Here is a 24225-nt window from a genome sequence, read left to right as displayed (position 1 = left end):
GCCATAAAACAAAAAACCGGAAGTGCGGTATACACTTCCGGTTACAAAATTAAGTAAATTCCGCTTAATAGAATTTCACGCGATTGTCTTTTATATCTGCTTTGTCTTGCAGGGCCATAAAGGCACCGCTCAGCGCCCGCTGCGCAAGTCCGGGAAGCAAGGTCAATTTCTGTTGCGCAGGATCTCCAGGCGCCGGGTTGCTGAAAGTAAGCGGGCTCACGGCATACACGCCGCGGTCGCCGGCAATCGGACCCGACACTTTTCCTGGCTGCATGCCGAACACGGCACCTACCACCTTGTTCTCCTGCGCAACGCCGGGGATAACCGGGTTCGAGAATACAATGTTCTGAATCGGCTGAACGGCACGGCCGAGTTTCTGCGCAAGCGCTTCAAGCGTAGCCTTGCCGGCTCCCGCTTTTTCGAAGCGCTCCGTCAGCATCTTTCCTTTTACTTCATTGCGAACCAAGGGTTCGATATCTTTCTTCACAGCTTCCAGAGGAAGTGTGCCTTTCGGACGAACCTCTGTAAGCAAAGCCACCACGTATCCATCACTCATGGTGTAGATCTCTGGAAGCACATCGCCGCGATCGGCTTCGTAAGCATCCTGGATCAGTTTCCGTGGATTATCGAGTCCTGGTGCAAAGCCCTGTGAACCCGCAATCTTATCCGCAACACCTACAGTCAAACCACGCTTCTGCGCAACTTTACTGAAGGTATTTCCTGAAACTTCGGCCAGGAAATTTGATGCTTTCTTGTAAGCCTCCTGCTGGGTTTTATCACTTGGCGACAAGTTCTTTTCTACATATGCGATCTTTACGACTTTCGCAGAACCGATTTGTTTTTCAATTTTGATCAGGTGAACGCCAAATTGGGACGTAACGACCTTTAGGTCGCCCGCTTTGCCATCAAAGGCGGCATTTTCAAACTCGGGTACCATGGCACCACGCGCGAAGGTGCCCAGATCGCCACCCTGTTCTTTCGAACCGTCTTCGCTGTATTGTCTGGCCAGTTCAGCAAAACTTGAACCTTTCTGCACTAACGATTTAAGTGAGTCGGCCAGTTTAACTGCTTTGTCATTACCACCCACTTTAGCCGGGTTGATCAGAATATGGGCGGCCTTTACCGAGTCGGGCGACTGTTTTGTTGCTACAACCTTGGCCAGTTTGTATGAATTGCCTGAAAAAGCCGGGCCATAAAAAGTGCCCGCAGGCAGTGAGAACACAGCCGAATCAACCGTCGGGTCAAGTTTGCCACGGGTCATATAGCTGTAAGGGATCTTCACATCTGAGTTGATTGCCGCAAACAAAGAATCGTTGGCTGCAGCTTTGAAGTCGGCAGCAAGTTTATTGATTTGTGCCCTCGAGGCCGCCGTGTCTTCTTTTGAAGGTTTGAAGCTGAAATTAACATACTGAAACGAACGGGTTTCGGTAGGATTTTCAAAGCGTTTCTTATTGGCGTTGTAGTAATCGTTGTAATCAGCATCGGTCAGCTTTACGTCTTTATCAGGAATGGTCGCATAATCAAGGCTTACATACTTGAAAGAAGCAAGTTTGTTCCGGTTCGTAAAGTCATCCGCAGCTTCCAGGTTTGTCACATACACAGACGTGCGAACCAGGTTCTGGTATTTTTGTTGCAGCGCCTGCTTACGCACTTCTTCTTCGAGCATAGACCATTGCTTGTTCAGGTTGGCATCTTTTGAGCGGGCCTTCAGGGAACTGATGATTGCGTTGCGGTCAACCTGTCCGGTTTGTGGGTTACCAAAGTACTGACGAATCAGGGGGCTTGGATTTTTACCCTGCAGCAGGTCAAAAAGTTCGGTCGAGGTCACGGTCAGGCCAAGGCGCTCAAATTCTTTGCCCAGCAACACAGTTGCCACTTCATTGTTCCAAACATTTTCTACAGCCATTGCCGTCATCTGCGCGTTGGCGCTTCCGCCGTACTGCTGCTTGAACTGTTGTAAGCTCTGGTCCACCTTCGGTCCGAATTCATCTATACTGACTTCATGGCCGTCAATCTCTCCCACAACCTTCTGTGAGGCATTCCAGAATGGTTTTCCAGCGTTAATTGCATCACCAACTAAAAATGCAACAATTGCCAAACCGATCGCGCCTATCAAAATAAACCCGGCACGGTTTCGCAAAAATGTCATTAATCCCATATTCTACTTTAGTTTTTTACTTTTTTTTAAGAGGGCGCAAGATACAAATTTGGCATAAAAAAGAAAATACAAAACTGTATCGAACAAGTATTTAGTTTTTAGGCAGATAGAATGTTGAAAAACGGCTGGCGTAATCAGCAGTCTGAGCTACGGGGAGGTACTTATAAAAGGTTACAGGCCGGTCTCTTTCTCCAGAAGTTCACCACTGATTGAGCCCTGTCCGATGCCGCCCGAACGCATTGTATATGTGCTGAAATCCTGGGGCGCCTCGAAATAACTTCCCTCGGCCTGAAAAGAGCCGTCGGGTTTAAACACTTTCACGCGCTGATTTGAATAAAACAGCCGTTTGTTCTCGTCCCAGATCAGTTCCTCGGAAGTAAATGTGTTGCCTTCTGCGTTCTTAACCACGACATTCCTGCGCAGAATGGTAATCCTTTCGTTTTCCCGGCGTATGCCATATTCAGAAGTGACCGTGCTGGCTATTTTCATTTTCTGATCAAAGAAATCAATCTTCAGCCCGTCGGGCATTTCCATGTAATTCGCGCCGGTCTTCGGCGTTACCTTGTCAAGAACGGGGGCATACCCTTTGGCTTTCACACGTGCCGAGTCGCTGTAAATAAGTTCGGCACCTAATGTCCGGTCTTTACTCAGAACTACTTGTTTGCTCGATATTGCACCTACGTTTTTTAGGTCATCGTCGTTACAGGCGGCCAGCACCGGCAGCACCGCAAAGGCAAGCACAAACCTGAACAATGCCCGTCCCATGTTTTAATCGAATTTAAATCTTCTGAACCAGGTATCGTTAAGGGTAAAGCCAAGGTGAATGTTCAGGTAAGTCTCCTGGACAAGGTTGGCAGCGGTTGTACCGCGACGGCCAAGCTCGGTGGTGAAATTCACTTTATAAAAAGAAAGCCTGTTGTTGGAGGGCAGCGGAAAACCAAAACCCACCGAGATGGCCCGGTCCTTAATATCATTGTTGGCCAATTTCAGGTAGGTTTTATCATAACGAACGCCCAGGCGGTAGTCGATCCGTTTCAGGTATCCGGCCAGCGAGCCGCCTACAGCGGTAATGTCTGGGGTGATTTGTCCGCCAACAGAAACGCCGTAACTGTCTTGCAGGCCTTGGTTGGAATTGTCCAATGAAAATTTAGACCACTGTCCCATTCTAAAGTCAGCCCCCACCATCCATTTGTTGTCGCGTTGAACGGAGAAGCCAAAATTATGCTCCAACGGCAGCTTCAGGTCGGTTTTTGCATTGTCAATTATCTGCAGTGTATCAAGCGGCGGATTTTCGACCCCATCGCCATCAACAGTGTATTGGGTCAATACATATGATTTTTTCGCTGAAATGTTCGAGTTAAAAGAACCTGAGTAACCAAGTGTTATCCTGGATTCTTCGCTTAGCGGGATTTCGGTCTGGATACCATATGAGAAATTGAGGCCGTCTATGCTGATCTTATTCTGCATCCGTGAGGGAAGCACTGCCGGTTCATCAGGGAAAAGTGCAGAACGCGTCTGGCTCAGGTTACCAAAAAGATACTCGAGGTTGGCACCAATGCGAACATATTTGCCAAACTGCACGCCGTAGCCAAAATAGGCTTTAGAGATGCTTCCTTCGCCGGCATAAATGTAGTCTACATTCATGGTATCGATGCGGGAGCGGTTGCTGTAGTTATACCCCAGGTCTGAATACGGCAGCAGTCCGAAGCTGAACGCTGACTTGCGGCTAACTGGAATACCCAGTGCAATGTGGTTCAGCGTGGCATTGAAACGGCTTTCGCTTTCGTTTCCTCTTTTCAGGCCTGTAAAACCGCCGTTTACGCCGATGTCTATGGTGGTCAGGTTAATTCCACTGTATGTAGCCGGATTTACCACATTGATCATGCTGTAACCGTCGGGTTTAAAAACCCCGGCAGAGATACCGCCCATGCCGCGAAGACCCGGGAAGACAGATGTTCTGAGGTTACCCAGCCCATATGCCGAATAGGGAGACTCGGTCGTTACCTGTGCCTTTGCAGGCAGCAATGCGACCGCAGCAATGAACGCGGTTAAAATATATTTCAGGTTTTTGTACATGTTATAATTCAATAACTTCATTTAATCCTCTTAACACCAGATAAGGCTCGTGAACAATTCGAGGCGCAAAGATGGTGTTTTTTATGTTAGCGATCAAAAAAGGCGCATCGCCGCCTGTCATGATCACGATCAGTTCATCGTGCGGGCCACTGTACTGCGAAATAAAACCGCTTACTTCATGCAGCGTACCTTGCAATACCCCGTTTCTAATGGCATTGATCGTGTTGCTGCCTTCGGGAACGGTTGTTAGTGCCTGGTCAAATTCAATCAGCGGAAGCCGGCCTGTAAAGTGGTTCAGCGCACTGAACCGCATGGCAATTCCCGGACTGATGCTGCCGCCGGTATACACACCGCTTGCCGGCAGAAAATCATAGGTGATGCTGGTTCCTGCATCGATGACCAGGCAATTCCGGCCGGGAAACTGCGCCCCGGCACCAATGACCGCGGCCCAGCGGTCAAGACCAAGTGTAAGCGGCGTTTCGTAGCGATTTTTAACCCTTTCGGTATCGCCGGAGTGAAAATGCTTTACAATTCCCGGTTTACCAATCAGTTGTTCAATTTCTTCAGCGTTTTCATCGACGCTTGATACGATCACGGCCTTTAACGGAAAGTTATTCGCCACCCTCCCAATTTCAGGCAGGTCCGACTTCTCCAGTACCCGGTAATCTGCCAGTTTCCTGCCTTCAAACACGCCAATTTTACATTTGGAGTTTCCTACGTCTACGACAAGATTGAACATCACCATCTTTACATCAATTGCCGGTACCCCAAGCTATGCCTGGAATGGCTTTATACGGCATTTTAACGGCACAAAGCTATCAATCTTTGCCAAGTTTCAAGAAATCAATTTGTTAAAAAAGGTTAAACAAAAAGAAAATATTGAATCGACAGAACGAGCAGGATAAAGAGCGACTCATAAAACCAGCGCTTGCTTGCATTGGTAAAATAATAGGCCAGTAACACGGCTCCCGGCGGCACACAAAGCAAAAAGTGCGACAGCCTGACCCCCGGTTTCAGGTAAAAGCTGGCCATAGCGATGAGGAACATGCAGAAAAGAAGCTGAAAGGCTTTGCGTGTGCTGATGAAACTTCTGAAGAAATTTTCGCGCAGTTGCAGCGTACCAAGCACGATAATCACAATAACCGGAACAAGCACAATGTAATCGTTGTAATTGATCTGGAAAACTGAGGGGAACTTATTGGTAAGAGGCAGCCAGATGCGGTAAAACATCTCGAGGTTATCGTTCCAGTAATAAAAAACACCGAGAAAAAAGAAAACCGTCAGAAAACCAAGCAACCCTGAAACCCACTCACGCCAGTTAAATGAACGGTAAACAAGCAGGCCCAGCCAGAGCATAAGCAACATGGAAACGAAAGGAAAATAGATGAGCGTACCCACTGCAACGAGCATCCCGACGTCAAAGAGCGGCATAATGGCCTGTGTTGACTTGCCGATTTTGAGGAACTTGTCGATCATCAGGATCAACAGGAAGTTACACATCATCGTTGGGCTCAGCACCATGAAGGGCATGAACAAACTGCCGGCTGTCAGGTACAGAAGTGCTGGCAGGTAGTTTGGTTTACCCATCAGGTTGTGGTTGTTAACCACCCGGTTAAACCAGAGCGCCTGCGCAATGCTGATCAGTGCTGCAAAAAACACGTTCCCGGCAGGAGAAAGGCCCTGACCAATGGGGATGTCGATAAGCAGCCGGGCAAAGGGCTCGAGAAACGCAAAATTCAGTTGCTCCGGCATGTGCACGAACAGTGCTGCACGCATAAAAAAGGCATACACAAGCAGTAAAATGAGGTTTGCCGGCTGGAGTGTTCTGAACTGGTTGATCATGAGTTGACACGGCAAAGAAAAGAAATTTTAATGCAATGGCCTAATGGCACTGCATTGCTCGCATCGATCAATGCGCATACCGAGACACCATGTCTGCGACAACTTTTTCGGTTTCGTCCGGGAAATGGAACTCATGTTGCTGCGGTGTGTTGACCCAGTCGTTGATTATTGGCAGCGGATTCCGGTTGCTCGACCAGATGACAGGCAGGCCGAACTGCTTCAATGCATATGCATTACACTGCTGTTCGTATTGAAACTTCATGGGCGAAACGAGTAGTTTTTTTCCCAGGAACAAAGCTTCTGCAGGACCTTCAAAACCACCCCCTGTATAAAGGCCGGTACAGGAAGCGAGACTTTTGTTAAACGCCTCGTTCTGTACCGGGTTTACAAATATGTCACCGTCGCGGTAGCTGCTTTTTGTATGCTTGGAAAAGATCTCCCACTTTGGTCCTTTAACCTGTTTCAGGAGGTTAACCAGGATGCGGTCATCTACCGCCGGCAGGTAAACCGTGTAATGGCCTTGATCCGAGACTTCCAGCTGCCTGATCTCGGAGCGAATTACAGGCGTGTGGATAAAGCTGTCATAACAGGCAAAATGGAAACCGATATGGTGGGTGGTGGGGGCATAATGACTTAGAATCTTTTTTCCCCAGTCTATGGTCTTTGGGCGGGGCACCTTACGTGATTTAAATGCGGCCTGATGGCTTAAGGATACGCTTTCTATGCCCTTCACCTTACAGGCCCAGGCAGAAACCGGCTCAAAATCATTTACGATCAGGTTGTAATTCTCTACTGGCAGGTCTTTCATGTCGCGCCTGAACCTGAGGAGATTCATGTTTTTCCAGGTCTGGTAATGGTGAACGCCGCCTTTTCTCCCGAAGATGAAACTGAAGCCATGAAGCCGGTAGGCCAGCGGCTGGCTCAGGGCCACATCGGCCTGCGTACCGCTGATCAGGATGTCAAGTTCACCATGCTGCTGTAAATAGGGAATAATTTCCCTGGCACGGCTTACATGTCCGTTACCGGTTCCTTGTATTGCATAAAGTATTTTTAACCCCATCTGTATCTAGGTCTGCATTCGCGGCAGGTTTCGAATATCTGTATTTTCCGAGCTTTACACAATCCCGGCACGCATATTTTGAAGCAGGATGTTCACATCCAGCTTGCTGTTCAGGTCTTCAGCGTCTGAAAAAGCGCCTGCTTCGGGCTCATCGGCAGCAAAATCGCTGGCATTGTACCGGAAAATCCGCCAGGTTCCTGCATGGTATTCCAGGGCGGTCAGGTTCTCCACCCAGTCGCCGCTGTTCAGATAGGTTACGGCTCCTTTTTCGGTCCGGATCATGCGCAGTTCAGGCTGGTGAATATGTCCGCAGACAACATAATGATAACCACTTTCAAGTGCCAGGCCGGCCGCGGTTGTTTCGAAGTCGTTGATAAATTTAACCGCATCTTTGAACCGGGCCTTGATCTTTTTAGAAAAGCTCATCTTTTCACGGCCCGCAAATTCAAGCAGGCGGTTCACGAAACTGTTGATGAGAATGAGCGTATCATAACCTACGGCCCCCAGTTTGGCCAGCCACTTGGAGTGCTGCATGGTCACATCGAAAATATCGCCATGAAAAAACCATGCTTTTTTACCGTCCAATTCCAATACGAGTTTGTTTTGCAATTGAAATGAGCCGATGCCCATGTCGGTGAACTTGCGCAGCAATTCGTCATGATTGCCGGTCAGATAATGTATTGGCACGCCTTCAGTCATGAATTTCATCAGTTTTCTAATGATTTTCATGTGGGTTTCCGGCCAGTAATTTTTGCTGAACTGCCAGATATCGATGATATCGCCGTTCAAAATGATCCTCCCCGGCCTGACGCTTTTCAGGTACCTGAGCAATTCTGTGGCATGACAGCCATACGTTCCCAGGTGAACGTCTGAAATTACGATGAGGTCTACATCACGTTTCGCCATTCCATATCAATTACTGCGTTAAGTTATTCCTCCTCCTCGTCAAGCACCAGCTCAAACGGGCTAAAGAAGTAGATGATGATAACCAGGACCGCAGAGACAAACAAGCATTCGTGCATAACATAAATCTTATTGCACATAAAAATAAAACGCCCTGTTAAACAGGGCGTTAATTACTTGTTAAGTTATGGTTCGACCTGACCGGCGCTTTAGAGGTTATTTTGCGGTTACACGTTTCCTGTTGCGCTGTTCGCTGTATATGGCAAATGCAAGTCCGGCGATCAGCAGCACAGAGCCAAACAGCGATATCTTTTCGCCGGCATAATATGAGGTCGGCTCAAATCTGAACTCGACGGTGTGGTTGCCTCCCTCCAAGACAGCAGCCCGCAGCAGCCAGTCGGCACGGAAATACGGCTTTTCAACGTTGTCCACATACATTTTCCAGCCTTTGTCATAATAAATTTCAGAGAATACAGCCACCATATCCCGGCTCGTGCTGTATTTATAGACCAGTTTGTCAGGATGGTAACTTTCCAGTTTAATTGAAGCATTGGCGTCGGGCAGGCCAGCCTTCCGTTCTTCGAGCAGCTTTTTGAACCTTACATCGACGATGGCCTCATTCTTCGGATTGAAACTGCTGATGGCTTTCATCTCCTCGTCTGCATTTTTAACATATTGAACACTTTGCACGAACCAGGCATTGCCGCAGGCAGTTTCATTGCGCTGCATACCGTAGGCACCGTTTTCCGGATTCCGTGTAATGATGTACTTGGTGTTCAGCATATCGAGCACGTCCTGGTTGATGCTCTTTGAAAACTGGTGATCGATCAGCTCCTGGAAGCGCATCAGCCGGGCAGAATGAAAACCGCCAACCGTCTTGTGGAAATAAGACGCCTCAACATTGGAAAACGGATTTCCCAGCGAAAGATCCATAACGCGGAAGTTCGGGTCTTTATCCGCAAGGATGAAGTTATCGACATCCCTTGGCTCGTAATGGTTCTGCAGGGAGGATTTGGCAACGAAGTTCTGGTTGTTCAGGTACCTTCGGTCTACCTGCCACATATCGACCAGCACAGCCAGGGCCAGCAGCACAAGGGCAATTTCGGCTTTGACTTTCTTTTTCACCATGGCCCAGGTCAGCGCGAAACCAATGGCCAAAAAGATCAGGGTACGCAATGCATCTTCCCGGGCAATTGAAATACGGTCCTGCACCAGGGCATTGGCAATATTGGTACCTACGCCCCTGTCATTTCCCGCCATTTGCGTCAGGGCATTCACAATGTCATTGTGGTTCGCGCTTGTAAAGCTGAACAACAACGTTGGCAGCACCAAAACGATGAGCGTAAAGCCCCCTGTAATTCCGCCGGCGATGTATAATTTTTTGAGCACGTATTTTTCATCGTACTGCCCCTCGAGCGCCTCACGCACAGCGAGCACAGCCAGCAGCGGAACAAGCAGGCCAACTACGGCCAGGATCGACTCTACTGCTCTGAACTTGTTGTACAGAGGCACGTAGTCGAAGAAGATATCTGAAACGATTGGGAAATTCCCGCCGAAGGAAAGCAGGAAGAACAGCACTGTTGTACCGGCTACCCACCATTTTAAGCGGTTTTTTACGAGCACCAGGCCAAAGATGAACAGCATGCAAATGATGGCTCCAAAATAAAAAGGCCCGCCGGTAACAAGCGGCTTGTCACCCCAATATTGCTGAAAGCCAAGATTCTGATAAAGCTGGTAAATGGCTTGTGTCGGGTCTCCGCCCGTAATGCCCTGCAGTGTTTTGTAGGTCTTTGACTCAGGCTTAACGATCTGATCAATGTTCGGGGCACCGCCATACAGGTTAGGGATCAGCACCGTGAAACTTTCGCCTGGCCCCTGGCTGTATGCGTAGGCATATTCTTTTGTCAGGCCGTGGTCATTCGCCTCGCCCTTGCGGCTCAGGTTGGCCTGTCCGCGAATGGTGTATTTGCTGTACTCATAGGTTGTCCACAAAGTACCGGCGTTGACAAGCAGTGCAACGAGCCCCGCCGCAGCCAGATACGCGAAAGAACGGCCAAACTCTTTCATTCTTCCCTGCTTGTAAGCATGATAAACTTCAATAGCGATGTAAATGAGCAGGGCTGTGAAGAAGTAATAGGTCATCTGCACGTGGTTGGCTCTGATATTCAGCGCCAGGAACAAAGCCGTAAGACTTGCGCCAAGCAGGTACCTTCCGCGAAGCGTAAGAATAATACTGGCCAGGATCGGCGCGAAAAAACCTATAGTCAAAGCCTGGTTGCTGTGGCCGGCTGCAATGATGATGAAATTATAAGACGTAAAGGCGAACGCAATTGCCCCCGCTGCCGCCAGCCATGGATTTGCCCTGAGCACGCAGAAAAGAAAGTAAGCGCCAAGCAGGTAAAGAAGTACGGTGCCTACAGGATCAGGAAACAGTCCTTTGATGATGTCGATGCCATAGGTCGTTATGTTCATGGGGTATTTCACCCAGATCTGGAAGGCTGGCATGCCGCCAAACATTTGGTTGGTCCAGAGCGGCCCTTTTCCATCTTTGGCACGGACGTCCATGATTTCTTTTGCCATGGCTTTGGCCTGCAGCACATCGCCCTGAGACGGCGCTTTTCCCTGCAGAACGGGGCTGAAATAGACAAAACAAATGATGATAAAAAACGCAACGATGGCAAGGTGGATGCCATTTTTCTTCAGCCAGTTATTCATGGAGCTCTGTTTGTATTTTAAAGACTCCAAAAATAGAAATTTAGGCCAGATAAAAAACAAAAAAGGTTGTCTGGCCAAAAGGCGTACAAGACACTAATTGTCAAACAGATATGCACTGACAAAGCAAGGGTGAGGATGTACCGGCAAGTCCGGGCGAAGGGCCGTTTATTTAATCTCTTCGTAATCTACGAAATCGCCAAGCTTATCTGCTTTGCCTTGCTGCTGGGGCGGAATATAGTCAATTGACATGCTGCCCTCAGGTTTTTTGTTTGGCTTCCGGCCTTGCTGTTGTTGGTGCTGGCTGGCTGCCTGCTGCATTTTTGAAGCCATGTTGCTAAACAGCATAGGCAACAATAAACGCACAAGCAGGCGAATAATATAAAGGATGACGATCGATATAAATAAAAATTTTATAAGGGCCATTTCAGTTTGGGTTGTTACAAATATAGACGACGAAAAAATCGCGATGTTTCTTTTTGCTGCTATAATTGCATTGATTTTACAAATGTCTGGTCGTGGCTAACCGGCCGGCAAGATACAAAATCCGGTTAAAAGTCCTCGTCCTGGTCAGGAATTGCAGCCACACGGCCAATTTGCCCGTCTTCAAGGCGAACCTTAATACCGCGCGAATGGAAAGGAGCAGAAGTGAGCAGGCTTTTCACAATGCCGCGTGTCAGCTGTCCGCTGCGTTGATCTTTCTTCAATATAATATCGACCAACAGGCCGGGATAGATGTCTTTTCGGTTTTGTCCGTTCATTATTTTTTACCAAACTTTTCAGTAAACACTTTTTCCAGCGCGTACATTTCGTCGCGCAGCCTTGCGGCGAGCAGGAAATCCATTTCTTTCGCCGCTTTCTGCATTTCTTTGCGCGTATTTTCTATTGATTTCTGCATTTCGGCTTTACCCATATACTGCACGACCGGATCGGCGGCAATGCTGACCTCATCCCGCTCCACATAGGCCTTTGCGCGTTTTTTCTCTTCGCCCGAAAACTCGAGCACCGAGGTTTGTTCGATGATCGCTTCGCGGCTTTTGCCAACGGTTTTCGGCACAATGCCGTGTTCCAGGTTGTAAGCGATCTGTTTCTCACGCCGGCGATTCGTCTCATCTATGGTTTTTTCCATGCTTTCGGTCATGTCGTCCGCGTACATGATTACCCGTCCGCGGTCATTTCGCGCAGCACGCCCAATGGTCTGGATGAGCGAACGCTCAGAACGCAGAAAACCTTCTTTATCTGCATCAAGAATGGCCACAAGTGAAACCTCCGGCAGGTCAAGTCCTTCCCGAAGCAGGTTGATACCCACCAGTACGTCAAAATCGCCGAGGCGCAGGCCGCGCAAAATTTCTACCCGTTCCAGTGTTTTCACTTCAGAGTGTATGTACCGTGAGCGGATGTTGAGGCGGTCAAGGTATTTGGTGAGTTCTTCTGCCATGCGTTTGGTCAGTGTAGTTACCAGCACGCGATCGCCCAGCTTAATGGTTTTGTCGATCTCATCCAGCAGGTCATCGACCTGGTTAATGGCCGGGCGTACTTCAATCAGCGGATCGAGCAGACCTGTTGGGCGGATGACCTGTTCAACCACAACGCCTTCAGACTTTTGCAGTTCGTATTCGGCCGGGGTTGCGCTCACATAGATGGTTTGCGGAGCAAGGGCTTCGAATTCGGTAAAGTTCAGGGGCCTGTTGTCCAGCGCGGCTGGAAGGCGGAAGCCGTAATCGACCAGCGAAATCTTACGGGAGCGGTCCCCGCCATACATGGCACGGATCTGTGGCACAGTGACATGGCTTTCATCGATCACCATCAGGTAATCTTCAGGAAAATAGTCAAGCAGGCAGAATGGGCGCATGCCGGGAGCGCGGCCATCGAAAAAGCGCGAATAATTTTCAATACCCGAGCAGTAGCCCAACTCTTTCATCATTTCAATATCAAAATTGGTACGCTCTTCGAGTCGCTTGGCCTCGAGCAGGCGTTTGTCATCGATGAGCTGCTTTTTGCGTACTTCCAGTTCCTCTTGTATTCCCCAGATGCTTTGGTTGAAACGGTCTTTAGGCGTAACGAAAAGGTTAGCCGGATAGATAGCTATGTTTTCCAATTTTTCCAGCGTTTTGCCGGTAACAGGATCAATAGCGCTTAATTCCTCGATGTCATCGCCGAAAAACGAAATGCGGTATGCATTGTCCAGGTATGCCGGGTAAACGTCTACCGTATCGCCGTTCACCCGGAACGTGCCCCGTTTAAAATCATTTGTAGTTCGGGCATACAAGATTTCGACCAGGCTGTGCAGGAAAGCGTTTCTGGAAATGCGGGTTCCCACGCCGAACCGGTAAACCGAACGCGAAAAGTCTTCGGGATTACCCATACCATAAATACAGGAAATGGAAGAAACGACAATAATATCCCTGCGACCGGATATGAGCGAAGAGGTGGTGCGCAGGCGCAGTTTTTCAATTTCTTCGTTAATGGCCAGGTCCTTTTCAATATAGGTATTTGAAGAGGCAATAAAAGCCTCCGGCTGATAATAATCGTAATAGGAGACGAAATAGTTGACCGAATTTTCAGGAAAAAACTGCTTGAACTCTCCATACAATTGTGCTGCAAGCGTCTTGTTGTGACTAAGAATAAGCGTTGGCTTTTGCGTCTCCTGAATGACGTTGGCAACGGTAAAGGTTTTTCCTGATCCCGTAACACCCAGCAGCGTCTGGTAATGCTCGCCCTGGTTTACGCCTTCAACAAGCTGCCTGATTGCCGCGGGCTGATCGCCCGTCGGTTTATAGTCGGATACAATCTTAAATTTCATGGGTAGGGGAAAAATTTTGGCCGGAAAGACCTTCGGAGGTTTTACCGAAAGACCTTCGAGGTTTTTGAAACCTCGAAGGTCTTTCAGAACGCCGAAGCTGCAATCTGATAGGTAAAGATACGCAATTTCGTCTGAATCGAAAACCCCTTTAAAGCAAAACAGCCGGTCGTGCGCACTGCATTCCCGGCTGTCTGTTTGTTTCGGCCGACTTAATTTGTCGCCTGCATCGGATTCAGTCCGGAACTCTGTCCTCTGGCAATACCCGCGCGTTCTTTGAAAAGCTGCAGTTTCGATTTTTTAGAATCACCTCCCCAACGGTTGTTCGCCTCGTCAATATCAGCAGTTTCGCGCATCGGATCGATCAGGATACCCGCTACCTCCTTGTCCTTCACGTAAAACTTAGACACGGTTTTCTCATTGTGTCTCCAGATCTGCGCCGGTATGCGATCTACTTCTTTCGTTCCATCCTTATAAGTAAATTCAACGATGATCGGCATTACCAGGCCGCCCTTGTTACCGAACGAAAGTTCATAAAAATACTTATCCTTATACCGGGCCTTTTCCGCCTCGCCCAATTGCTCTATCATAACCGGGATTTCCTGTTTCACCGTTTTATCATTGTACGGAATCATGCCGCGGTCATACTTCCAATAAAAATCGCGTGCAGCGGTGTCGCGGTCCGTATAAAAACTGATCTTCCTGTCTTCGCGGTTGCGTACTTTCGATATGTCTTCAAAAGCATTCACGGCCGGTTTATCTACCTTGCTCATCACCGTCCGGGCGCCGGGTATACGCGGGTCTACGTCTGCACGGGCAAGCTTGACCGAATCGAGCGAAATGTCTACCGCATCGGTACTGTAAAACCATCCCCGCCAAAACCAGTCCAGGTCCTCGCCGCTGGCATCTTCCATAGTGCGGAACAGGTCGGCAGGAGTCGGGTGTTTAAATGCCCAGCGACGCGCATACTGCTTAAACGCATGATCAAACAATTCACGTCCCATAATCGTTTCGCGCAAAATGTTCAGTGCTGTAGCCGGCTTTGAATAGGCGTTCGGCCCGAACTTAACAATGTTCTCCGAGTTGGTCATGACCGGTTCTAGGTCGTCTTTCGGCAATTTCATGTAATCTACAATGGTATGCGCTGGTCCCTTTTTACTCGGAAATTTATTGTCCCACAGTTCTTCCGTCAGGTATTCCACGAATGAGTTCAGCCCCTCGTCCATCCAGGTCCACTGTCTTTCGTCGCTATTCACGATCATCGGAAAGAAATTATGCCCTACCTCATGAATAACCACGCCGAGCATTCCGTTTTTTGTCGATTCACTGTATGTACCGTCTTTATCGGTACGGCCATAGTTGAAACAGATCATCGGGTACTCCATGCCATTGGCCGCTTCTACGCTTTGCGCTACCGGGTAAGGATACGGAATCGTAAAATCTGAATAGGTTTTGATGGTATGGGCAACAGCACGGGTGGAGAACCTGCTGTACAGGTTATAGGCCTCCTTGCCATAAAAACTCATGCACATGACGTTCCTGCCTTCAATAGGCTGAGCCATGGCATCCCATACAAATTTCCTTGAAGAGGTCCAGGCGAAATCGCGCACATTGTTGGCCTGGAATACCCAGGTTTTGGTGCCTGAGGCCTGTTTACCCTCGGCGGCTTTTGCCTCAGCCAGGGTAACGATCTCGACCGGCGCCTTTGCGGTGCGGGCTTTGTTGTATCTTGAAAGCTGAGCAGGTGTCAGCACCCCGCTGTAATTCAGGCATTCGCCGGTTGCGCCGACAATGTGGTCTGCCGGAACCGTCATCTGGACCCGGTAATTACCAAAGGTCAGCGCGAACTCACCCCGGCCGGTAAACTGGTGATTCTGCCAGCCCTGGAAATCACTGTACACACACAACCTTGGAAACCATTGCGCCATGGTGAAAAGGTAATTTTTGTCTTCCGGGAAAAACTCATAACCGCCGCGGCCGCCAAAGACCAGCCTGTCGGCGATTTTATAACTCCATTGCAGGTTAAACACGAACTGCTGACCTGGCTTTAGCGGAGTGGCCAAATCGATACGCATCATGGTTTTGTTCACCGTATAAGGTAAAACTCTGCCCTGTCCGTCTGTAAGTTTGATGATCTTAATGCCGTAGCCATTATCAGCCGCTGTTCCCTGTGCACGATCAAGGGTTTTCAGTTCCATATAAGCCGGCATGCGGCTCGACGACTGGTAATTTGCATTGTTCACGTTACTGTGCTCGTTTTCATCCAGCTGCAGCCAGATATAATCGAGCGGATCAGGCGAATTGTTGAAATACGTGACCGTTTCGCCGCCCGTGAGCAATTGCTTTTTTTCATCGAGCGTACATTTAATGTTGTAATCTGCCCGCTGCTGCCAATATTTAGCCCCCGGAGCGCCGCTGGCCGTACGTTGTTCATTTGGCGTGGGCAGAATCGTGCCCAGCTGTTCAAAGCTGTTGCCATGGTTGCTGCCAGGGTTATTCCTGATGTTTTGCGCCGACAGTCCGCTTAATGAAGCGGCGAATAAAAGGCTAAGCGTAAATTTCCTGATCATATTTCAGTTAGCTAAAGTTAAAATGGGATGCGTTCAACAGCCATTTTGAACGCGATGGCAAATACCCCGGACGAAACAAAAAAGATCCAGTCGCGACGCCGAACGTTAAGAACGCTTGTAAAAAAGTGAGTTAACAGCAAAATAACGGCTACACAAACTACCTGTCCTACTTCCAGCCCCAGGTTGAAACCGAAAAGCCCCCAGCCAATCTGCTGGTCGCTGGCCAGCATCATCCGGATGGAGTTGGCAAATCCCATCCCGTGTATGAGGCCGAAAAGCAATGCAAGATAATAATTTGTACGCGTGTTTGTTCTGCTACCAGGCTTCCAGGCCAGGTTGAAGAGCGCAGTGATAAAAATGGTACAGGGAATGAGGAACTCAACCCAGGCACTGCTGAAACGAATCACATCGAGTACACTCAGTGCCAGTGTAAGCGAGTGGCCAATCGTAAAGGCCGTAACCAGAATGAGCACCTGTTTCCATTCCCTGAAGATATAAACAGCTGCCAACGCAAGAATAAACAATTGGTGGTCGAGCGCATCACTGCTCACGATGTGTTCCCAGCCCAACTTAAAATAAAACAATACGTCTTGCATAAGCAACGGCAGGCAAATGCCGGATAATAAGTTTGAAAGTTTAAAATTAAAGCGTTTTTTTTGTAAAAACCAGTCTTTTTAAGCGAATCCGGTCATCTATGTCCATTTCAACATCAATTTGTTACGTCCTGCTGCTCTCATTGCCCTGGTTCATGCCTTCGGGTCCGGCTCGGGCTACCGCCCGGCACCCGCTGCATGTAAGCACCACAGAAATTACCGCGAATGCGAGGGAAAAGAACATGGAAGTGCTGGTCAGGCTGTTTACCGACGACTTCGAGAGCATTCTGGCCAGAAAATACCGCACCAAGACTGATCTGTCGAGCCCTGCCATGCATAAGCAAATGGATGAACTTGTCAGAAAGTACATCGCTGCAAACCTTCGCCTCACGGCGGATGGCAAAGCAATAACATTAAACTATGTGGGGTTCGAGACCGATCATGAAGCGGTGATTGCCTATTTTGAAGTGCCTGGATTCGCCGTGCTGAAAAAACTGGAAACCCAGAATTCTTTGCTTTATGACCTCTTCGATGACCAGCTGAATATCGTACATGTTGTTTCTGGCGGGGCCCGGAAAAGCAGCAAACTGCTGTTTCCTGAAAAACAGCTCGTAACTATCTTTTAGCGCCAACATTTTTCAGAAACCGGTGTTTGTAATCTGAACAGTGCTGTTGGGTTTGTCACCTACATAAGCTATATTTATTCCGATGCAGATACTCTTGTATACCCCTGTGGTAACATCCAGGATCAGGTACATCTTCAACTTCATTTTTAGGGATATCCTGAAAACGGAGTTGAGCTTTACCAGTATACCCGCAGAGTTTCTGGATTACCGGGGTCCGAAACTGAGCTATGCCGACACTCCTTTCGGCAGCGAGCCGTTTTTTGAACGCTCGACCTTCCTGCTGTCTCAGAAGACCGACCCTGTTGCCATAAAAAAAACAAGGTTTGGCCACCAGAAAGTCCCCTTTCCCGTTGGCAGCGGCCTGCTCCCGTTCGATGTGTTTGCGGCCTCTTTTTATTTTGTAAGCCGCTATGAAGAGTATCTTGTATTTGAGGGCGATGAACACCTGCGTTTCCCTGCAAAACTGAGCCTGCAATACGAACTCGACCTGTTGCAGCAACCTGTTGTAGACGAGTGGGCGCTGCTGATCAAAAACCTCCTGCTTAAACATGACCGCAACATGCCTTTCGGCACACGCCAGTTTCGTTTTGTGCCTACGATAGACATTGAACGGGCGTTTTACTACAAATCAAACGGACTGCTTAAAAATGCCAGGCGCTTTTTAAACGCAGCTTTCCGCCTAGACAAAAATAAAATGCTGGGACTGGTTAATGCCGGCCTTGGCAGGAACGCCGACCCGTTCGACACCTACAAATACCTGCACCGCCGCCACACGGCGTACGAACTGGAACCCGTATTCTTTTTCCTGCTGGCCCGTGAACGCAATAACCGTTACGATGTGAATATCCATCCTGAAGATACTGCTTACCGGTCACTGATCCGCAAAACGGCAAAGCACGCAGCAGTGGGCATCCATCCCTCTTATTCTTCGAACAATACCGAGAGCAAAATTGCCGAAGAGATGGCCATTCTTGAAGGAATTATTGATCATAAACCCGTCAATTCGCGGCAGCACTTTCTCAGGCTGCACCTGCCGCAGACCTATCTGAAATTGCTGAAAGCCGGCATCAAAAATGACTACAGCATGGGTTACGCTTCCATAACCGGGTTCCGCGCCGGCACCTGTACACCTTTTTGCTGGTATGACCTGCAGCTCGAAAAAGAAAGTACCCTGCGCATTCACCCGTTTGCAGTCATGGACCTTGCCTTGCGCGACTACATGAAGCTTGAGCCCGCTGCAGCTACTGCGCACATTCGCAGCTTGATTGACCGCGTCAGGCTGGTGGAGGGTACCTTCTATACGCTCTGGCACAATGAAAGTGTGTCTGAAAACAGCAAATGGAAAGGCTGGAAAAAGGTCTACGACGACATGCTGGCCTATGCAGCGCCGGCCAGTCAGCATAAAAATCCGGATCATGATTTTCAACCTCAGTAAAACCAGGTCGGTAGCGAATGTTTTCATTGCCGAGCTGCGCAGCAGCGCCATACAGACAGACAGCATGCGTTTTCGCCGCAACCTGGAACGGCTGGGCGAATTTTTCGCATTGGAGATCAGCAAGGAATTGGAATTCATTGAAATGCCGGTGCAAACGCCGCTGGGTATTGCAAGCTGCCAGCAGCTGGCCGAGCAACCGGTCCTGGCCACGATTCTGCGCGCCGGGCTGCCACTTCACCAGGGCTTGCTAAACGTCTTCGACCAGGCCGATTCGGCATTTGTGTCGGCATACCGCAAAAACAAAAAATCCGGAGGTTTTGACGTTAAACTGGAACATGTTTCTGCGCCTGACCTGCAGGACAGGACCGTGATCATGGCCGACCCTATGCTGGCTACGGGCCTCAGCATGGTTCGCTGCTGCAAAGAATTGCTTTCCGGTCAGAAAATCAAAGCATTACATGTCGTTTCCGCCATAGCAAGCACAGAGGGGATTGCCTACCTGCGGGCCAACCTGCCCAAAGCCAGAATATGGGTAGGGGCCGTCGATGATGAGATGACCAGTAAAGCATACATCGTGCCCGGGCTGGGCGATGCCGGTGATCTTGCCTTTGGCGTTAAAATATAGTTGCCAGAGACCGCTTCAAACTATAAACGCTACCTTTGAATCATGAAGCCCCTTAAGCACATTTTCTTTGATCTGGACCACACCATATGGGATTTTGACAGGAATGCAGAAGAAACGCTCCGCGAGTTGTATGAAAGGTACGAACTGGGCGTACTTGGCCTGAATGACTGCGATGCATTTATCAAACTTTACACTGAAAACAACCACCGTCTTTGGGCAGAATACCACCTGGGCCGCATTAGCAAAGAGCACCTGCGCGCAGAGCGGTTCTCAAGTACATTCCGGCAGCTTGGCCTCCAGCCGGAGCGCATTCCGGCTGCCTTTGAAACCGACTACGTACAATTGAGTCCTACGAAAACCAATCTGTTTGAGTCGGCTCTTGAAGTACTTGGCTACTTGCAAGACCGTTATGACCTGCACATCATTTCAAATGGGTTCAAAGAAACTACATTGACTAAGATGCAAGTATGCGCCCTCGGTCCGTTTTTTAAGCAGGTTATTATATCTGAAGATGTGGGTGTTAACAAGCCGCATGAAGGCATCTTCGAACATGCGCTCCGGGTTGCCGGTGCCCGCAAGGAAGAAAGCGTGATGATTGGCGACAGCATAGAAGCTGATGTACGCGGTGCCCAGAACTTTGGCATGAAAGCTATATTTTTTAATCCGAACCGCATTGAACGGCCTGACGATGTAACCGACGAAATACACCACCTGGCCGAGTTGCTCAAAAGATTTTAGCTGACCCGGCACGATTTTTAACCGCCTTCACAACCAAACAACACCATCATGACAGCAAGATCTTTTGCGGCGCTCCTATCGCTCATGCTTTTATCTGTGTTTGCATCTGCGCAGGGCCGCGGCAGCACATCAGAACTTTTTATAGAAATTAAGGAACCCGGCGTATTTACGGTCATCGTAGACGATGAGCGGATCAGCTCTGCGAAAGGACGCTTCCGTTTTTTTGAGACGGCAAGCCAGGTATCACTTACGGTGATGAGGCGCGATATGCCCGTCTTACACCGCAGTCTGGCCATACCACGCGGTACGCGTATGGTAGCGACCCTGCTTCCCGACGGGCAATTTCTTACTGAAAAACAACTATACATCTTTAAAAACAACCGGTATGTGCTTGATAACTGGGACGGCTATACAGAATCCGGGCCGCTGGATCCTGCAAGGCCCGGAAGACCAGGCCGCGGGCGGGGCATGTCGGCAGATGACCTGGAACTGCTTACCCGGAGTATGGCCAACTCCGGTTTCGACGAAGATAAGCGCAAAGTTGCCGAAGCCTCGCTCAAAAACGCCTGGCTCAGCACCTCGCAACTTGCCCAGGTATTAAAGACATTTAGTTTCAGCGCCGAACGGCTGAAACTGATCAAATTTGCTTATCTGCGGCTCACCGATCCGCAGAATGCCCATTCGCTTACCTCATTCCTGAATTTCGCTGACGAGCGCGAAAGCCTGCTCAATTTTTTAAGAACCGCACCTGATGAGAACCGATAAAATCTGTCGTCAGCTCGGGGCCCTACTTGAAACTTACCAGCAGGTTCTGCAGCACCTCCCTGCGGAAGAATTTTCCAGGCGGCCCTTTTCAGGCGGATGGAGCCGCAGCGAGGTATTCTGGCACATTTTAGACGCCACACACCTGTCGCTCCAGACTGCGCGCGATTGTGCCGAAGGACATGGAAAGGTCAGGCGAACACCATTGGCAACCAGGATCATTCTCTTCTTCGGAAGTTTGCCGCCGGGCCGCTATAAGATGCCGGCTATGCTCGCCTCCCGCAGCCGGAGCTGCAGCGCACACGAAGCGCAGAAACTGCTTGACCGGGTTCTGAGCGAACTGAAAAGGCTCTGCCCGGAACTTAAAAAAGCCGATCCGGCGGTAAAAACGCGTCACCCAAGGCTCGGCTATCTGAACGCAGGCCAGTGGCTGCGTTTTGCATGGATACACTTAAAGCACCATGAAAAACAACTGCAGCGCATCAGCCGCTCCCTGAGCGCCAAAGCCACCTAACTTTAAAACGTATAAATTTCACATCTTTGCCTTTCAGATTTTGCACCCCGCATGAGGATACCCGCCATTAAAGGTTTTGATCAGGAGGCGTTAAACAAGTATTTCAAAAATACCGGCTGGCTTATGCTTGCACGGGTCGGCAGCCTTGCCATAAAGATCCTGGTGGGTTTTGCCCTGTCTAACTACCTGGGCGATAAACAATTTGGCATACTGAATTTCCCCGTAGCTTTTACCTCGTTCTTTATTGCCATCGGGGCGCTGGGATTGGATGGCTACATTACACGCGAGCTGCTGCGCAACCCGGCCAACCGGGACCTGCTGCTGGGCACTTCGTTTTTTATGAAGGCAGGCGGCGCATTACTTATTTTGCCTTTGATCTGGCTGGCGTATGTGTATTACCAGCGCGAATACGGCACCGAGACACCGTCAGAATATTTTATAGTCACAGGCCTCGTGGGTCTTGCCCAGGCTTTCAACGTGCTCGACAGCTACTTCCAGTCAAAAGTTCAGGGCAAATGGGTCATGATGGTGCAGGTCTTTGGCAATATTGCATCGGCACTTGTTAAACTCGGGCTTATCCTGGGCGATCTGCCCCTGAACTGGTTCATTTATGCAGTCCTTTTCGATGCCGTTTTGCTGGCTATCGGTTACATCTATTTTTACCAGCGCGAGGCCGGATCAGTTTTCTCGTGGAAATTTGACTGGAGCCTGGCCGGGCGGCTCATCGGCCAGGCCTGGCCACTGGCTTTTTCGGCGGTGCTTGCATCGATCTATATGAAAATAGATCAGCTGATGATAGAAGCTTACCTGGGGCCGGCGCCGCTCGGTGTTTACTCGACAGTTGTACAGCTTAGTGAAAGCTGGTATTTTATTCCGGTCGCAATCGTTACATCGGTATTTCCGGCCATTATGAATGCACGGCGGGACGACCCTCAGCGTTATCAGCGCCGGTTGCAGAACATGTACGACCTGATGGTCTGGATCAGCCTGTCGCTGGCCATTTTCATGACCTTTGCTGCCCCCTATATTTATCGCCTTGTATGGCACAACAAGCCCGAGTTCTGGGCAGGTGCGCCTGTTTTATCGGTACATATCTGGGCAGGTGTCTTTACCTTCCTGGCCGTTGCCAGCGGGCAGTATCTTATTGCCGAAGGGTTTACCCGGCTCACCATTCTGCGCACCGCAGCCGGTGCTGCGGTAAACGTTGGCTTAAACATGATCTGGGTGCCTCAGTATGGAATCATGGGCGCCGCCATGGCCACACTTGCAGCTTATTTTACAGCCAGCTTTTTTATCATCTTCGTACCCGCCACGCACAAGCAGGCAATCATGATGCTCAAGTCGCTTTTCCTGATCACCCTGTTTCAGAAAGCTTATGGTTTTTTCAGGCAACCTAAGGCATAAAAACATTATTTTTACCCGATTAGCAACATAAAATGACATTTAAGGCTATAAAAACAGCAATCAGGACGGCTTTATACAAACCGCTTGATCTGCTGACACTGCAGAAGCTGCGAAAAACAATCCGGAACAGCCAGGGAGAGATCAATGTGATCATCGGGTCGCATACCACCGACTATCCAAACTGGTTGCCAACCAACATCGCCCAATTGAATCTGCTGGAACAACGTTCCTTTGAGCACCTTTTTCAGGGCAAAAAAGCCAGCCGTTTTCTTGCAGAACATGTTTTTGAACACCTTAGTTTCGATGATGGGGTTAGGGCCCTGCAAAACTGTTACGCCTACCTCGAAAGAGGCGGCCGCATCCGCATCGCTGTACCTGATGGATTTCATGCGAACCCCGATTATATCAATATGGTTAAACCTGGCGGATCGGGCGAGGGCGCACATGATCATAAGATCCTGTACACCTACCCTAAACTGACCACCGCACTAAAGGAAGCGGGCTTTGAAGTAACCCTGCTGGAATATTACGACGAAAATAACGTTTTTCACTATACCGATTGGAACAGCGAGGATGGTCACATTTTGCGTTCTAGACGTTATGATCGTCGTTTTCAGGAGCCGATCGGTTATTCTTCACTAATTGTTGATGGTATAAAGACTGGAAATTGAAAAACACCTTATCACCCCTGAGCCTGCTGAATCTTGCTAAACTAAAAGTGTTACTTTCACTGGGTTTCAAAGGTTACCTGGCCGAAAAAGGATGGTTCAAAGCATACGAAACACGTTCTGCCATTGACGAGCGGGGCATGCCCATTCCTTGGGTCACCTACAGCTTTATTGATTTTATCCGCACGCGGATCAGGCCCTCACATGATATTTTTGAGTTTGGATCAGGAAACTCCACCGTTTTTTATGCCCGGAATGCACGGTCTGTTACTGCTGTAGAACATGACCGGCCCTGGTACGAACGCTCGCAGGCACTGGGACTTAAAAATGCAGAGGTGCTTTTTTTTGAACTGGAACCAGACGGAACCTATTGCCGCAGTGCGGCCGGCAAAAATTACCACATCATTATTGTCGACGGCCGCGACCGCGTTAACTGCTGCCGGCAGGCCGTGCATTCACTGACTTCAGATGGTGTGGTGGTTCTGGACGACTCCGAACGCCCTGAATATGCTGACGCAATTGCCTTTCTGAAATCTGAGGGCTTTAAGGAACTGCCTTTCACCGGCATGGCCCCGGGTGTTATCGTTTCGAAATGCACGACCGTTTTCTACAAAAGCAACAATTGCCTGGATATTTAAATCGACCCCCTGAGCTTTTTCATACATTTGCCGTGTACGCGGGAAATCGGCACGGAAGTATTTTTTAAAAAAACAGCCCTTTCCTCGTTTTATAGCCCGAT

At 49.2% G+C, this 24225-nt stretch carries 22 protein-coding genes; 9 read left to right on the top strand and 13 right to left on the bottom strand.

The genetic code is table 11. The annotated features are described in order from the left end of the window. Nucleotides 1-64: 64 nt before the first annotated feature. The 13 genes from C7T94_RS04715 to C7T94_RS04655 form a co-directional block, all read right to left on the bottom strand. Nucleotides 65-2149 (bottom strand): peptidylprolyl isomerase, encoded by a 2085-nt coding sequence (locus C7T94_RS04715; protein WP_317046905.1) that lies wholly within the window; start codon nucleotides 2147-2149, stop codon nucleotides 65-67. A 180-nt stretch (nucleotides 2150-2329) separates the two neighbouring features. Further along, entirely contained in the window at nucleotides 2330-2923 is a 594-nt protein-coding gene (gene lptC, locus C7T94_RS04710) for an LPS export ABC transporter periplasmic protein LptC (protein WP_107214068.1), read from the bottom strand. A gap of 3 nt (nucleotides 2924-2926) precedes the next feature. Beyond that, nucleotides 2927-4255, bottom strand: coding sequence for an outer membrane protein transport protein (locus tag C7T94_RS04705; RefSeq protein ID WP_239494927.1), 1329 nt, complete (start codon nucleotides 4253-4255; stop codon nucleotides 2927-2929). Next, on the bottom strand, nucleotides 4236-4979 hold the full coding sequence (locus C7T94_RS04700; protein ID WP_107214067.1) for a type III pantothenate kinase: 744 nt from the start codon (nucleotides 4977-4979) through the stop codon (nucleotides 4236-4238). Before C7T94_RS04700 ends, C7T94_RS04705 begins: the two co-directional genes overlap by 20 nt. Before the next feature lie 116 nt (nucleotides 4980-5095). Further along, nucleotides 5096-6091: a DUF6427 family protein gene (locus C7T94_RS04695; RefSeq protein ID WP_239494926.1), complete on the bottom strand. Its 996-nt coding sequence runs from the start codon at nucleotides 6089-6091 to the stop codon at nucleotides 5096-5098. A 52-nt stretch (nucleotides 6092-6143) separates the two neighbouring features. Continuing rightward, nucleotides 6144-7136, bottom strand: coding sequence for a glycosyltransferase family protein (locus C7T94_RS04690; RefSeq protein ID WP_107214063.1), 993 nt, complete (start codon nucleotides 7134-7136; stop codon nucleotides 6144-6146). Nucleotides 7137-7190: 54 nt separating this feature from the next. Next, nucleotides 7191-8042: a UDP-2,3-diacylglucosamine diphosphatase gene (locus tag C7T94_RS04685; protein ID WP_107214061.1), complete on the bottom strand. Its 852-nt coding sequence runs from the start codon at nucleotides 8040-8042 to the stop codon at nucleotides 7191-7193. A 213-nt stretch (nucleotides 8043-8255) separates the two neighbouring features. Next, a complete protein-coding gene (locus C7T94_RS04680; protein ID WP_107214059.1) occupies nucleotides 8256-10754 on the bottom strand; it encodes a hypothetical protein in 2499 nt (832 codons plus the stop codon). A gap of 165 nt (nucleotides 10755-10919) precedes the next feature. Next, nucleotides 10920-11177: a DUF4834 family protein gene (locus tag C7T94_RS04675; RefSeq protein ID WP_107214057.1), complete on the bottom strand. Its 258-nt coding sequence runs from the start codon at nucleotides 11175-11177 to the stop codon at nucleotides 10920-10922. A gap of 125 nt (nucleotides 11178-11302) precedes the next feature. After that, nucleotides 11303-11512, bottom strand: a complete 210-nt coding sequence (locus tag C7T94_RS04670) for a YwbE family protein (RefSeq protein WP_107214055.1) — start codon at nucleotides 11510-11512, stop codon at nucleotides 11303-11305. Continuing rightward, nucleotides 11512-13554 (bottom strand): excinuclease ABC subunit UvrB, encoded by a 2043-nt coding sequence (gene uvrB / locus C7T94_RS04665; protein WP_107214053.1) that lies wholly within the window; start codon nucleotides 13552-13554, stop codon nucleotides 11512-11514. Before uvrB ends, C7T94_RS04670 begins: the two co-directional genes overlap by 1 nt. 209 nt (nucleotides 13555-13763) lie before the next feature. After that, nucleotides 13764-16121, bottom strand: a complete 2358-nt coding sequence (locus tag C7T94_RS04660) for a M1 family metallopeptidase (protein WP_107214051.1) — start codon at nucleotides 16119-16121, stop codon at nucleotides 13764-13766. Between the two features lie 17 nt (nucleotides 16122-16138). Beyond that, complete coding sequence (locus tag C7T94_RS04655) at nucleotides 16139-16717, bottom strand: HupE/UreJ family protein (RefSeq protein WP_107214049.1); 579 nt, start codon at nucleotides 16715-16717, stop codon at nucleotides 16139-16141. Nucleotides 16718-16815: 98 nt separating this feature from the next. On the opposite strand from C7T94_RS04655, the gene C7T94_RS04650 reads away from it, so the two are divergent. The 9 genes from C7T94_RS04650 (at nucleotide 16816) to C7T94_RS04610 (ending at nucleotide 24124) form a co-directional block, all read left to right on the top strand. After that, nucleotides 16816-17340 (top strand): DUF6702 family protein, encoded by a 525-nt coding sequence (locus tag C7T94_RS04650; protein WP_107214047.1) that lies wholly within the window; start codon nucleotides 16816-16818, stop codon nucleotides 17338-17340. Nucleotides 17341-17422: 82 nt separating this feature from the next. Further along, the gene (locus tag C7T94_RS04645) at nucleotides 17423-18775 is read left to right on the top strand and encodes a polysaccharide deacetylase family protein (RefSeq protein WP_162618544.1); all 1353 of its coding nucleotides are present in this window, start codon (nucleotides 17423-17425) and stop codon (nucleotides 18773-18775) included. Continuing rightward, entirely contained in the window at nucleotides 18756-19400 is a 645-nt protein-coding gene (gene upp, locus C7T94_RS04640) for a uracil phosphoribosyltransferase (RefSeq protein WP_107214043.1), read from the top strand. The genes C7T94_RS04645 and upp overlap by 20 nt, the downstream gene beginning before the upstream one ends. A 42-nt stretch (nucleotides 19401-19442) precedes the next feature. Beyond that, entirely contained in the window at nucleotides 19443-20138 is a 696-nt protein-coding gene (locus C7T94_RS04635; protein ID WP_107214041.1) for a YjjG family noncanonical pyrimidine nucleotidase, read from the top strand. Nucleotides 20139-20186: 48 nt separating this feature from the next. Next, nucleotides 20187-20903 carry a DUF4476 domain-containing protein gene (locus tag C7T94_RS04630; RefSeq protein ID WP_107214039.1) on the top strand — a complete coding sequence of 239 codons (717 nt, stop codon included), beginning with the start codon at nucleotides 20187-20189 and terminating at the stop codon, nucleotides 20901-20903. Then, entirely contained in the window at nucleotides 20890-21414 is a 525-nt protein-coding gene (locus C7T94_RS04625; RefSeq protein ID WP_107214037.1) for a DinB family protein, read from the top strand. Before C7T94_RS04630 ends, C7T94_RS04625 begins: the two co-directional genes overlap by 14 nt. Before the next feature lie 51 nt (nucleotides 21415-21465). Beyond that, nucleotides 21466-22818 carry a flippase gene (locus C7T94_RS04620; protein WP_107214035.1) on the top strand — a complete coding sequence of 451 codons (1353 nt, stop codon included), beginning with the start codon at nucleotides 21466-21468 and terminating at the stop codon, nucleotides 22816-22818. Nucleotides 22819-22850: 32 nt separating this feature from the next. Continuing rightward, complete coding sequence (locus C7T94_RS04615) at nucleotides 22851-23489, top strand: class I SAM-dependent methyltransferase (protein ID WP_239494925.1); 639 nt, start codon at nucleotides 22851-22853, stop codon at nucleotides 23487-23489. Continuing rightward, entirely contained in the window at nucleotides 23486-24124 is a 639-nt protein-coding gene (locus C7T94_RS04610; protein WP_107214033.1) for an FkbM family methyltransferase, read from the top strand. The genes C7T94_RS04615 and C7T94_RS04610 overlap by 4 nt, the downstream gene beginning before the upstream one ends. The last annotated feature ends 101 nt before the right edge of the window (nucleotides 24125-24225 follow it).

Source organism: Pedobacter yulinensis (genome assembly GCF_003029735.1).
Classification (GTDB): Bacteria; Bacteroidota; Bacteroidia; order Sphingobacteriales; family Sphingobacteriaceae; genus Pedobacter; species Pedobacter yulinensis.
This window is presented reverse-complemented; position numbering and strand designations above follow the sequence as displayed.